The sequence below is a fragment of the Lactobacillus colini genome (assembly GCF_017874575.1).
GTDB lineage: Bacteria > Bacillota > Bacilli > Lactobacillales > Lactobacillaceae > Lactobacillus > Lactobacillus colini.
The window spans coordinates 88925-102084 of the sequence record NZ_JAGGLU010000006.1 but is presented as its reverse complement, the minus strand read 5'-3'; the positions used below and the strand labels follow the sequence as shown (position 1 = coordinate 102084).

Genomic DNA, 13160 nt, shown 5'->3' with positions numbered 1-13160 from the left:
AGTGATACTTTAGCACTTACTAACTTTTAAATTTTTTAGCAATTATTATGTCAGTCGTTGAACATTCAAAAACAAAACAGTCACGAATTACCTAAAAGTAATCACAAATAATCATCACACTAAAGATATTTAATCAATCAAGTCATAGCAGGGCATTAGCCTTGCTTTTTTTATTGTTCAAAATGGCGCCTTTTTGAATTAATTTGAATATTTTTGAAGAAAAATGACTAAAAAAGATTGATTTTGAAGATGTAAGCGGTTATGATAGTTATTGAGGTGGTGAAAAGAGTATGCTGACTGAGGAGCGCCAACAGGCGATAACAACTTATATTAACAATAATGACTTCTGCCGTGTAGTCGACTTATGCAAGTTGACTGATTCGTCAGAATCAACCATTCGTCGTGACCTGATCGACTTAGAAAAGCGTGGAGTTATTGTTCGCGTCCATGGTGGTGCTCGCTCATTGCATGACTATTCACGTGATGTTGAACAAGGCGTACGCTTCAACCTTAATGTAGATAAGAAGCGTAAGATTGCTGAATATGCAGTCAAGCAATATGTGAAGGCTGGAGAACATATCTTTTTAGATGCAGGGACTACAATTTATGAGATGGTTCCGTTTCTTAAGAAGATCCCTAATCTTCATGTTGTGACTAATGGTGTAGATACAGCCCTGGCATGTATTGAAGCCCATATTCATACCAGATTAGTAGGTGGGGAAGCTAAGTTTGAAACTCATGCGATTGTAGGAAGTACAACTTTGCAAGAGTTAGAAGTAATGAACTTCTCAGCTGCTTTTATTGGTGCTAATGGCTTAACATCAGAAGGTAAGTTCACAACACCTGATCCAGGTGAGGCTGCCGTTAAGCAAGCAGGCATTAGGCAGGCGAGTTCTACATTCATCTTAATGGATGATTCTAAGATAGGGGTTGCTAACTTCGCTAACTTTACTGACGTGGATACGGCAACGCTCATCACCAATCACTTAAATTCAAGTAAAAAACAATTTTTACCCAAGAATGTCAGGCTTGAGGAGGCTAATTAATGATTTATACAGTTACTGTTAATCCGGCTTTGGATTATGTAATGCAGTTATCGAAGGTTAATAGGGGTGAAGTTAACCGTTCAGATGATACTCAATTTTTGGCTGGTGGTAAGGGAATTAACGTTTCACAAATTTTGAACCAGTTGGCAGTTGATAATACTGCTTGGGGATTTGTTGGTGGATTTACCGGTAAGGAACTTATTCGCCAATTAAACGTTAAGAATATTGTTAGTGACTTTGTTACTATTAGCGATGACACTCGTGTCAATGTTAAGATTCATGCCCAAAAAGAAACTGAGATTAATGCTGCTGGTCCTAACATTAACGACCAAGAGATTGCTGCATTTAAGGCTCGTTTAGATGATCTTAAGGCAGGCGATATTGTTGTCTTGAGTGGGAGTTTGGCTCCTAGCTTACCAACTGATTTTTACAAGCAATTATTACCAACTATTAAAGAAGCTGGGGCTGACTTTGTAGTTGATACTACTGGTAAGGCCTTGCTTGATACTTTGGAATATCAACCATTAGTTATTAAGCCTAACCACCATGAACTAGCTGACTTATTTAATACAAGCTTCGCTAACACTGATGAGATGTTACAAGCAGCCAAGAAGTTGTTAGATATGGGTGCTCAAAACGTCCTCATTTCAATGGCAGGTGATGGTGCTTACTTAGTAACTAAGGACCATGTCTACCATGCAAGTGCTGCTAAAGGAATTGCAGTTAACTCTGTTGGTGCAGGGGATTCAATGATTGCGGGCTTTGTAGGTACTTACTACAAGACTAGAGATGTTGTTGAAGCCTTGAAGATGGGTTCTGCTTGTGGTGGTGCTACTGCATTTACTGAAGATATTGCAGTTAAGAGCCAAATTGATGCGGTGTTACCTGACATTGATGTTGAAGAAGTTAAGTAATTAATTTTTATCAGAGAGGAAAAACTTATGAAGATTGAAGATCTTTTAAGTCCTGATTTGATGATTATGGACCTTAAGGCAACTAATAAAGAAGATGCTATTAAAGAAATGGCAGATCTTGAAGTTGCTCAAGGTGTAGTCAACAATGAAGACGAATTTATTAAATCTATCTGGGCACGTGAGAATGAATCAACCACTGGTATCGGTGATGGGATCGCTATGCCTCACGCTAGAAATGAATACATTAATCGTGCTGCAGTATTATTTGCTAAGAGTTCTGAAGGACTTGACTATAATTCATTAGATGGCCAACCAGTTCACTTGTTCTTTATGATTACTGCCCCAGCAGGTGCAGATAATACTCACTTGCAAGCTTTGGCTAAGTTATCTAGTCTGCTTATCAATCCTGATGTAGTTGCTGCATTGAAGTCAGCAGCTAAGCCAGAAGAAGTTATTGACATCTTCAAGAAGGCTGAAGCTGAAAAAGATGCTCAAGATAAGGCTGATGCTGAAAAGAGAAAAGCTGAAGCTGCTAAAGCTGCTAGTCAACCTGCTGATAAGCAAAAGCCATTAATCGTTGGTGTTACTGCATGTATTAACGGTATTGCCCACACCTACATGGCACAAGAAGCCTTAATTAAGGCAGGTAAGAAGCTAGGTGTCGATGTACGTATTGAAACTAATGGTTCTGAAGGTGTTAAGGACAGATTAACCCCAGAAGAAATCAACCGTGCTGTTGGTGTAGTAATTGCATCTGACAAGAAGGTTGAGATGCCACGTTTCGATGGTAAGGAATTGGTAATGAAGCCAGTTGTTGACGGTATTAACAAGCCTCAAGAATTAATTGAAGATGTTTTGCAACACAAGGCTCCAGTTTACCATGCAGATACTGCTGCTTCATCTTCTGACGATAACAGTAATGAAAAGCAAGGCGTCTGGTCAGTTATCTATAAGAACTTGATGAGTGGTATTAGCCACATGCTTCCATTTGTTATCGGTGGTGGTATCTTAATGGCCATTTCTTTCATCGTTGAAAGTTATATGGCTGGTGGTGCTAAGAATCCTGCTTTCATCTTCTTAAACTCTGCAGGTAACTTGGCCTTTGCCTTCATGGTTCCAGTATTGGCTGCTTATATTGCTGAATCAATTGGTGACTTACCTGCCTTAATGCCTGGTTTTGTTGGTGGTTATATGGCTGCCATTGTCAATGGTACTAATGGCTTGCAAGTTAATGTTCAAGCTCATGCAACTTCACCTGCTGGATTCTTGGGTGGTATTGCTGCTGGTTTCATTGCTGGTTACTTAATGATTGGTCTTAAGAAGTTATTTGCTAAGCTTCCTAAGTCAGTTGAAGGTATGAAGCCAATGCTTATTTACCCAATTTTGGGCTTGCTATTGATTGCCTTGATTATGTACTTCATCATCAACCCAATCTTTAGTACTATCAACTTCATTGTTACCCACTTCTTGAACAGTATGGGTACTGGTAACTTAGTAATCTTAACTATGATTTTAGCAGGTATGATGTCTATTGATATGGGTGGACCTTTCAACAAGGCTGCTTACGTCTTTGCTTCAGGTGCTTTTGCTAACGATCCTAACTCAACTACTGCTCAAGTTATGATGGCAGCTGTTATGGTTGGTGGTATGGTTCCTCCATTTGCTACTGCAATTGGTACTACTTTCTTTAAGAACAAGTACACTAATGAAGAAAGACGTGCTGGTATTTCTAACTGGGTATTAGGATTCTCATTCATTACTGAAGGTGCAATTCCATTTGCTGCTGCTGATCCAGGTCGTGTAATTCCTTCATGTATTATTGGTTCAGCTGTTAGTGGATTGTTAGTTGGTTTATGGCACATTCAAGTTCCAGCACCTCACGGTGGACTTTGGGTATCCCCACTTGCTAACCACATCTTGCTTTACTTTGTAGCAACTATTGTTGGTTCAATTGTGGCTGCTTTGGTTATGAGTTTCTGGAAGAAGTCAGTTAGCGAAGATCCTAACGAATAAGATAAGAAATTTAAATTATACTAAAAAGTACTGCCTATTGGGGTAGTACTTTTTTATTATGGTAAGATAGATGAGATTGGAGGAACAAATATGATCAAATTAATTGCTACTGATATGGATGGAACTTGGCTTAAGAATGATAAGACCTATGATAAAAAATTGTTTGCACAAGCATTTAAATTAATGCAGGATCATGATGTTAAGTTTGTAATTGCTAGCGGTAATCAATATGAAAACATTTTTTCACGCTTTCCCGAAACACAAGATAAGATGTATTTCGTGGCTGAAAATGGCTCTTTGGTTGCTCATGGACACCAAATCTTAAGAGTTGATGATTTAGGTGATGACTTATACCATACCTTACTTGGGATTGTTAATGAGTACGGTTATCCTACTGCTGTTAGCGGCTTAACTAGTGCATACTTACTCAAGAGTGCAGATCCAGACTGGATTGAAGAGAATCATAAGTACTATAGCAAAATTAAGACTGTTGATAATTTTGAAGATATTAATGACCGGATTTTTAAGGTAAGTATCGTCACTGGCAAGGCGGATATGCCTAAGGTAATGTCGGAATTGCGTAGTAAATATTCTCAATTTAGCTTTGTTTCTGGTTCAGAAAATACGATTGATATTTCATCTCGGGGTATGAATAAGGCTGTTGGCTTGCAACACCTGGGAGAGAAGTTAAATATTAATCCTAGTGAAATGGTTGCCTTTGGTGATAGTGGTAATGATGCTGGTATGTTGAAATATGCGGGTAGAAGTTATGCTATGTCAACTGCGCTTCCAGAGGCTAAGAAGGCTGCAAGCGAAATTATTGGCTCAAGTGAAGATTCTAGTGTACAAAAGAAAATTATTGAACTATTAAGTGATTAAGTGTTATACTACTCGGTTAATGAATTTTAAGAAAGGATGTGTAACATGTCTGACGTCTTAACCGTTAAAAATTTAGCAATGCAATTTGAAGATAAGGAGATTTTTTCTAATGTTAACTTCTCTTTAAAGAAAGGATCAACTACGGCTCTTTTAGGAGCCAATGGTAGTGGTAAAACTACTATTATTAGAATATTAATGGGGATGTTGCAGCCAACGAGTGGTCAGGTTGATTTTAATTCAGAAACTAAGATTGGCTATGTACCACAATTTAGAAATATTGATGCTGACTATCCTCTTTCAATTAGGGCCTTCGTAGAGCTTGATACGCCTCTATTTAAGAATGCTGCAGTTAAAGAGAGGGTTAACCATATTCTAGAAGAAACGAATTTAACTGAAATTCAAAATACCCGTATGGGTGAAGCTTCTGGTGGTCAGAAGCAGCGAGCATATTTAGCTCAAGCCTTAATTGATCGGCCTGACTTTATTATTTTGGATGAGGCAACGGCTAGTTTAGACCCGATGGCTAAAGTCGAATTAATGGAGTTGATTAATCATTTAAATGAGAAACACCACATGACAGTTTTGTTTACTACTCATGATATTCCTTTAGCTCGCAAGTATATGAAGGACTATCTGCTATTTGAGAATAAGACTTTAGTTAGTGGTCAGATGGCTAATTTATCTAGGGAGGTGGAGAGCTAATGTTCGCTTATGATTTTATGCGCTATGCCTTTTTAGCAAGTACCTTTATTGCGATCACTTGTGGTATTGTGGGTGTTTATGTTGTAGCACGCAACTATAGCTTCTTGGCTCATACTTTATCAGAGATCGGCTTTGCTGGCGGTACATTTGCGGTCTTTTTGGGCTGGCAGCCGTTATGGGGAATGTTACTATTCACCTTATTGGGTTCATTAGGCGTTGGTGGTTTATCACTTCGCACTGATCAAAAGGAATCAGCTATTTCATCAATATCCGCTTTCTTTATTGGATTAGGAGTTTTATTTTTAGCAATTTCTGGTGAAAATAGTCGTTATGCTACTAGTATTTTGTTTGGTAGTATTATTGGTGTTGATAAGCAGGGCGTTATTCAGATGGTGGTATTATCTCTGATTGTCATTGCTTTGATATTCTCTGTTTTAAAGGGGTTAAACTATGATTCCTTTGACCACATTGGAGCTGTGAGTCACCATGTTAATACTGCCTTAATATCAGTGGTCTTCCTGCTTACTTTAGCAATGGCAGTCGCAATTGGTTCACAAGTTGTTGGCTCCTTGTTAGTCTTTATCTTGTTGACATTGCCCGCTTCAACTGCTCGCTATCTGGGACGCACGATTGGTGCTATGCTATGGTGGTCAGTTGGTATTGCACTTGTTGGTGTTTGGGCAGGATTAGTAATCAGTTATTATACTAACCTGCCAGTAACCTTCTTTATTTCCATGATTGAAGTAGTGATTTATCTAACTGCTTATTTTGTTCATCGAATTAAAAAATAACTTAACAAAAATCCACGTATTCCAAAAAATAGAATACGTGGATTTTTAAGTTAATAATGATTAAAACTTGCCAATCAGATTTTCAAACTCGTTTAACCGCTTTTCAAAAGTGGCAAAGGCATTTTCTAAGTAATCTGGCTTGGTCATATCAACGCCAGCCTGCTTCATAATCTCTACTGGATAGTCAGATGAGCCTGATTTTAAGAAGTTGATATAAGCATCCCTTTGCTCCTTGCTACCATGAACGATATTATTAGCAAGGGCAGTAGCTGCGGCAAAACCAGTCGCATATTGATAAACATAGAAATTGTAGTAAAAGTGTGGGATTCGTGACCATTCCATGGCGATATCACCACCTCTTTCAACACTGTCACCATAATATCTTTGGTTTAAGTTGCCATAGAACTTATCTAAGATATCTGCAGTTAATGGTTGACCTTGAGCATCAGCTTCATGAATAAATTGTTCAAATTCCGCAAATTGTGTCTGTCTGAACAAGGTACCTTTAAATGAATCGAGATAATGATTCAAGATAAAAGCCCGTGTTTTTGGATCGGTAATATGGTCCAGGAAATATTCAGTCAAGATATTTTCATTAGTAGTAGAGGCAATTTCTGCTACAAAGATTGGATAATCACCGTAGACATAAGGCTGGGTATTTCTAGTGTACCATGAATGGACAGAGTGGCCTGTTTCATGGACAAGGGTATAGAGGTTATCGACATCATCTTGCCAATTTAACAATTCATAAGGATCGGTATCATAACTACCACCAGAATAAGCTCCGGTGACCTTGCCCTTAGATTCAACTACATCAATGACACGATTATTAAAGATATAATCAACATGCTTCAAGTAATCTTCACCTAATGGTGCTAGGGCCTCCTTAGCTTCGGCTTTAGCCTGTTCAAAGTTATATGATAGAGAAGGTTTGCCTGTCAGGGGAACATACATATCATACATTTGGAGATCATTTAAGCCGAGGATTCTTTTGCGTAAAGCGACATAACGGTGGAGCAAGTTAAGATGGCTATTAACTTGCTTGATTAAAGTGTCATAGACAATAGTTGGAACACCATTATCACTTAGGGCAGCTTGCCGAGCTGAGTCAAATTTATGAACTTTAGCGTTATAGTTATGAGCTTTAACTTTACCTGAGAGAGTAGAAGCAAGAGTGCTTTCGAATTGAGCATATGAGTCGTATAAGGTATGGAAGGCACTTTCTCTGACTTTACGGTCCTGGGATTGAATTAATAATGAATAAAGACCATCAGAAAGTTGAACCATTTCACCATTTTCATCTAAAGTGAAGCCATATTCCATATCTGAATTAGTTAAGACGTTGAATGTATTAGCTGAGACACCCATTGCATCACTGGCATCGGCAACAAGCTTTTCCTGTTCAGAGCTTAAAGTATGGGGGCGCTTGCTAGTCACCATTTCTAGGCGATGAGCATACTGATTAAGCCGAGGTTCGTCTTGCTTGAATTCTTCTAGCTTTTCTTTAGGGATAGCTAGGATCTCTGGATCAACGAATGCAGTAGCAGCGCTCATTTGGGTAGCTAGTTTTTGCGCTTTAGCAACATAACCTAAGTAATGCTTGTCATTAGTGTCAACATCACTAGACATTGTAGCGTAGACGTAGACTTTTTCTAGGCGGCGTTCTACTTCAAGAATTTCAGTGATTCCTTCGTATAAGTTTTTGCCTGATTTAGCAAGTGTTGTTTTCAAGCGTGCAAGGTCTTGAATATCATTTGCAACATTATCGTATTCTCTTTCCCAAGCTTCATCGTTGGGAAAGACACGCGTTAGATCCCACTTAAGATCTTCGCTGACTTCGTTTCTATTTGGGATAGTCATTTTTCTTCCTCCTTAAATTTATGTTAAGACTAATTATAAAGCATACTTAGCCACTTGCGAAAAGATAAATTTTTCTTGATAATATTATATTGAAAAAAGGGGCAAATTGACGAATGGATCCACAAAAATCAAAAAAAAGAACAAAAAAATTACGACGTAATGGCTTTTTTGCGGCGGAAGAAGCAAAGTTAAAAAACTATAATGGTTTTTCAAGAATATGTGGTTTGGTTGTTATTCTTTTAGTGGGCTTTAGTGTGGCTTATTTTGCTAGAATATATTTTGCTGCAATGTCATCAGCCCAGCAAACATATCAAGGCAGTCAGAATACATCAGCAGCCATTTCGCAGAGAAAGCCGATTTCTATTTTAGTATTGGGGGTTGACCAGGGAATTGAAGGTCGCCATGATCGTGGTAACTCTGATACTATGATTTTATTAACGCTTAATCCTCAGAAGAAGTCAGCAACTATGACCTCGATACCGCGAGATTTACTGGTTGATGTTAAGGGTGATGGAGCCAATGGTGGCAAATACTTCATGTTCAGAGTAAACTCTGCCTATCAAGTGGGTGGCAGTAGTGCATCAGCTAAGACAGTAAGTAGCTTGTTAAATGTCAAGGTTGACTATACTATGGAAGTTCAAATGGACGCCTTATATAAGTTAGTTGACGCGCTCGGCGGTGTAGATGTTAAGGTGCCGTTTAGCTTTAGTTATGATTGGGCAGACTTCCATAAGGGGATGCAGCACCTAAATGGGCGCCATGCATTGGCCTATTCTAGAATGCGTAAAGAAGACCCCAAGGGCGACTATGGTCGTCAAATGCGACAAAGACAGATTATTCAAGCTATTGTTAAGAAGGGTATGAACGTCAATTCAATTGATAATTACCGCAAGATATTGAAGATTTTTTCAAAATATGTGAGAACTAATCTAACATTTAATGATATGATGAGCATCGCTCTTCATTATCGTGACTGTGCTGCTAATGTTAAGAGTGGCTATATTCATGGTCATGATGCCTGGATCGGGGATGCTTCAATGCAGGTAGCTGCTACGTCTGAATTACAACGGGTTTCTAACTTAGTAAGAACTAATCTAGGTTTAAAGAAGGAAACGCTCCATAATGAAGAAACTCGTCAAAATAGCCTCCAAAAAAATATTAAGTGGAAGAAGCCTGACGCCTTTAGGAATTACATTGTCTATGACAAAGATTCAGATACAGAGCCCTATACTAATAGCGCTTTTGGCAGTGATAATTCTTCGGATAATAATTAAATAAAGTAAAAGAGAAGCTAGCAATTATACTAACTTCTCTTTTTATGTATCTGTTGATACGTATATCTTAGTTCTTTTGATAAATTAGTCAATCATGAAATAGATTAACTAAAATAGCCTTAATTATTGTTCAACTTCAACTGTCGCATATAAGATGCCAGCACTTGGAACTTGACTATTAGGCATTGCAACATCAAGTTGACGAGGATTATTCTGGGCAAATGAGCCAGTATCATTTACAACCCTATGCCACACTGTACCATCGGATAAGGTTATCTTTAATTTTGTTCCACGTGGAAAGACACTTAAGTTAGCGGCAACACCACCATAACCCATGTTAGAGCCCATTGCAGCTGGGTCATAGAAGCTAAGCTTAAATTGCCCTTTATTAACAGTAGTTGCAGGTTGAGTATTATTAGATAACTTTCTAATTCTAGGAGCTTGGGAGGATGCAAGGCGATTTTTTAGTTCTCTTTTGGCTTGGGCAATTTTAGCGTTGGCTTTTTTGCGAGCAGCTAGCTTAGCTTTTTCCATGGCGTCCATCCGTTTTTGTTCAGCTTTAACTTCCTGCAACTTCTTTTCTTTAGAAATTTGGTTTTGCTTAGTTTGAAAGGCTTGCTCCATTAGGCGAGGCTTGATAGTATCTTTAACTAAGCTATTAGAAATATCATTGTGATTGATCGTTTGAGCTCTTGCCGGTGCAGTTGCTAATGAAATAGTTAAAAGCGATGTGGTAGCAGCGCTAAGAGCAATTTTTCTAGTATCCAAACTTTTTCTTCTTTCTGTAATCCTAAAGTAGTTTAATAAATATATTGATAATAATGTTTTATTTTCTAACAATTGTTATTATAAGTAGTGATTATTGCAACATAATAAAATGAAAGTTACAAAAATCTAGTATTCGTTATCTATTTGTAACTGTTTTGTAATATATTTGAAAGGAATGGTAATCAATGAACTTAAATAAATACTTTCCTGTGATTTATGCCCTTATCTCAGCTTTAATTTCTTTTATTGCGGCTTGTTTTATTTGTTTGAGGACTTTTCATCTATCATTGCCAGCATCGGTAGGAATTGGTGCAATTTTTGCGATTTTCTTTTATGGGCTGTCATATTTTAGGGGACATGCATCTCAGGAGATTAAGCGGATAGCCTTTAAGTATCAGTTGAGTGACGAGCAATTAGCCCAGATAACCGGAATGAAAGCGACAGACTTTCCTATTTATCATGATAGATTACAATTGATTATCCCTAAGCGTAAGTGGCCATTAGTATTAGATGCCTTGCAAAAGTACGAAAAATCCCATCCGATAAGTGACAAAAACTAAGAAAAGAGATAACGTAAGTGAGTTTATTAACTGTAAAAAATTTAAGTCAAACCTTTATTGATAAAACCTTATACGAAGATGCCTCATTCGTATTAAATAAAGAAGACCATATGGGTGTTACTGGTCAAAATGGTGTCGGTAAATCAACTCTTATTAGAATCTTAACTGGTGAAATTAGCCAAGACGATGGACAAGTCAAATGGCAGAATAAAATTCAAGTTGGTTATCTTGACCAGTACGCCCACTTAACAGCAGGAATGACGATTAAGGAATTCTTGCAAACAGCCTTTGCCCCATTATATAAAAAAGAAAAGCAACTCAATGAACTTTATGCTGAATATGGGGAACGCGGTGATGAAATATTGCTTGACCAGGCTGGTAAGATACAGACCTTACTAGAAGAAAAAGAATTCTACGATATTGATACCAAGATTGACCGTGTTGCGACAGGATTAGGGCTGGCTGAATTAGGTTATAATCATGATGTAGCCAAGCTTTCAGGTGGCCAGAGATCTAAGCTAATTTTAGCCAAGTTACTCTTACAAAATCCCGATGTATTGGTATTAGATGAACCAACAAATTATCTTGATGTGAATCATATTGATTGGTTAGCCGATTATTTGAATAACTTTACTGGGGCCTTTATTGTTGTATCACATGACTATGATTTTTTGGGCAGAATTACTAATTGTATTATTGATATTGATTTTGGTACTATTACGCGTTATACCGGTGATTTAAAGCACGCATTGCGCCAAAAAGAGGCCGACCGAGAGAGTTATCTTAAGGCTTATGCCAACCAGCAGCGCAAGATTAAGAAGACTAAAGCCTATATTCGCAAGAATAAAGCTGGTTCACGTTCTAAGAGTGCTAAATCACGTGAGAAGCAATTGGCTAAGATGGATATTTTAACCCCGCCAAAAAATAATCGTAAGGCACATGTAATGTTTCCTTATGTTGAAACTGCATCAAACCTACTTTTGCAGACACAAGACTTAGTAATTGGTTATGACGAAGCGCTAGTTAAGTCTGCCTTTAACTTTTCTGTTGGTAATGGTGAAAAAGTTGCCGTTACCGGCTTCAACGGAATTGGTAAGACTACCTTGTTAAAGACCTTATTAGGCAGGCTGAAGCCAATATATGGCAGTTATGAATTATCTGCAACAGCTAAGTTAGCTTACTTTAAGCAAGATCTGGTTTGGCCGAATAAGAATATGACGCCCTTGCAGTATTTGCAAGAAGAGTTCCCTCGCTTAAGGCCGCGTGAATTGCGACAGAGTTTAGCTAGAATGGGATTGACAGCCCAGCAAGCAATGAGCCCGTTAAAGGAACTTTCTGGTGGAGAACAAGAAAAGGTAAAATTAGCCCAAATGGCTTTTGAACCTTCAAATTTATTATTTTTAGATGAACCGACTAACCACTTAGATGTTGATACTAAAGATTCGCTACGCAAGGCAATTGAATCATTTAAAGGTGGGGTAATTATTGTTAGCCACGAGCGAGATTTCTTCCGTGGTAATTGGATAGATAAGACAATTGACATTGAAAAGATGAGTTAAATTTCATTGAGGTAAAAAAATGCCACAAAAAAAGATTGATTCTGATTATGCTGCTGAAGTTTTAGATACATGCTTGAAGGCCGGCAGGTTGATGGTAGAGGGCGGCAGCGAAATGTATCGTGTTGAAGATACAATGATTAGGATTGCTAGCAATGCTGGCGTTTCAGGGGCGCGTTGCTTTGTTACGCCAACAGGTATCTTTATGAGCTTGGGGACGCAATCTTACACTCAGATTACCCAGGTCAAGAAGCGTAATATTAATTTAGAGTTAGTAGACAGAGTTAATGAATTATCACGTGAATTTGCTAGTAAAAAGATCAACCTGGATCAATTAAAGCTAAAGTTAAATGATATTTCCCAAAGAACACCAGACTTCCCCATTTGGCTACAAATAGTGGGTGCTATGATTTTGAGCCCGACATTGATGGTGCTCTTTATGGGTGATTATGACTGGCTTGACTTTCCTGCTGCCGCTATTGTTGGTGGTGTGAGTTATGGGATATTTTTAGGAATAAAAAGATATACTAATGTTCGCTTTCTAGCAGAAGCGGTCACAGCCCTTATTATGGGAACAATGACGATTGGAATTTGGAAGATATTCCCGAATGTAGTAGTTGATAATATCTTGATTGGCTCTTTGATGACACTAGTGCCTGGTGTTGCCTTAACTAATGGCTTGCGTGACTTGTTTGGTGGTGATTTGATTTCTGGGATTGCCAGAATTACTGATGCTGCACTAACAGCTGTAGCGCTAGGCGGTGGAATAGGTTTAGCTATCAAACTATTTTTGTAGG

The 13160-nt window shown here is 38.1% G+C and carries 12 protein-coding genes; 10 read left to right on the top strand and 2 right to left on the bottom strand.

Going from position 1 to position 13160, the window contains the following annotated elements:
* Nucleotides 1-290: 290 nt before the first annotated feature.
* The 6 genes from J2Z60_RS06500 to J2Z60_RS06475 all read left to right on the top strand — a co-directional run bounded on the left by J2Z60_RS06500 (nt 291) and on the right by J2Z60_RS06475 (nt 6345).
* The gene (locus J2Z60_RS06500) at nt 291-1046 is read left to right on the top strand and encodes a DeoR/GlpR family DNA-binding transcription regulator (RefSeq protein ID WP_209686882.1); all 756 of its coding nucleotides are present in this window, start codon (nt 291-293) and stop codon (nt 1044-1046) included.
* Nucleotides 1046-1960 (top strand): 1-phosphofructokinase, encoded by a 915-nt coding sequence (gene pfkB / locus J2Z60_RS06495; protein WP_209686881.1) that lies wholly within the window; start codon nt 1046-1048, stop codon nt 1958-1960. Before J2Z60_RS06500 ends, pfkB begins: the two co-directional genes overlap by 1 nt.
* Nucleotides 1961-1987: 27 nt before the next feature.
* Nucleotides 1988-3973 (top strand): PTS fructose transporter subunit IIABC, encoded by a 1986-nt coding sequence (locus J2Z60_RS06490; protein WP_209686880.1) that lies wholly within the window; start codon nt 1988-1990, stop codon nt 3971-3973.
* 90 nt (nt 3974-4063) lie between these two features.
* A complete protein-coding gene (locus tag J2Z60_RS06485; RefSeq protein ID WP_209686879.1) occupies nt 4064-4852 on the top strand; it encodes a Cof-type HAD-IIB family hydrolase in 789 nt (262 codons plus the stop codon).
* A gap of 45 nt (nt 4853-4897) precedes the next feature.
* Nucleotides 4898-5554, top strand: a complete 657-nt coding sequence (locus J2Z60_RS06480; RefSeq protein ID WP_209686878.1) for a metal ABC transporter ATP-binding protein — start codon at nt 4898-4900, stop codon at nt 5552-5554.
* On the top strand, nt 5554-6345 hold the full coding sequence (locus J2Z60_RS06475; protein WP_209686877.1) for a metal ABC transporter permease: 792 nt from the start codon (nt 5554-5556) through the stop codon (nt 6343-6345). The genes J2Z60_RS06480 and J2Z60_RS06475 overlap by 1 nt, the downstream gene beginning before the upstream one ends.
* Before the next feature lie 60 nt (nt 6346-6405).
* Here the strand turns inward: J2Z60_RS06475 and pepF are convergent, their stop codons facing one another.
* Nucleotides 6406-8205 (bottom strand): oligoendopeptidase F, encoded by a 1800-nt coding sequence (gene pepF / locus J2Z60_RS06470; RefSeq protein WP_209686876.1) that lies wholly within the window; start codon nt 8203-8205, stop codon nt 6406-6408.
* 113 nt (nt 8206-8318) lie between these two features.
* Here pepF and J2Z60_RS06465 point away from each other — a divergent pair, with 113 nt between their 5' ends.
* A complete protein-coding gene (locus J2Z60_RS06465) occupies nt 8319-9479 on the top strand; it encodes an LCP family glycopolymer transferase (RefSeq protein WP_209686875.1) in 1161 nt (386 codons plus the stop codon).
* 123 nt (nt 9480-9602) lie between these two features.
* Here the strand turns inward: J2Z60_RS06465 and J2Z60_RS06460 are convergent, their stop codons facing one another.
* A complete protein-coding gene (locus tag J2Z60_RS06460; protein WP_209686874.1) occupies nt 9603-10247 on the bottom strand; it encodes a hydrolase in 645 nt (214 codons plus the stop codon).
* Between the two features lie 185 nt (nt 10248-10432).
* Between J2Z60_RS06460 and J2Z60_RS06455 the strand changes: the two genes are divergently transcribed.
* Genes J2Z60_RS06455 through J2Z60_RS06445 form a run of 3 tightly spaced genes read left to right on the top strand, consistent with a single transcriptional unit; the run spans nt 10433 to nt 13159 of the window.
* A complete protein-coding gene (locus tag J2Z60_RS06455) occupies nt 10433-10807 on the top strand; it encodes a hypothetical protein (RefSeq protein WP_209686873.1) in 375 nt (124 codons plus the stop codon).
* A gap of 17 nt (nt 10808-10824) precedes the next feature.
* Complete coding sequence (locus tag J2Z60_RS06450; RefSeq protein ID WP_209686872.1) at nt 10825-12366, top strand: ABC-F family ATP-binding cassette domain-containing protein; 1542 nt, start codon at nt 10825-10827, stop codon at nt 12364-12366.
* A 19-nt stretch (nt 12367-12385) separates the two neighbouring features.
* The gene (locus J2Z60_RS06445) at nt 12386-13159 is read left to right on the top strand and encodes a threonine/serine exporter family protein (RefSeq protein ID WP_209686871.1); all 774 of its coding nucleotides are present in this window, start codon (nt 12386-12388) and stop codon (nt 13157-13159) included.
* Nucleotide 13160 lies beyond the last annotated feature (1 nt).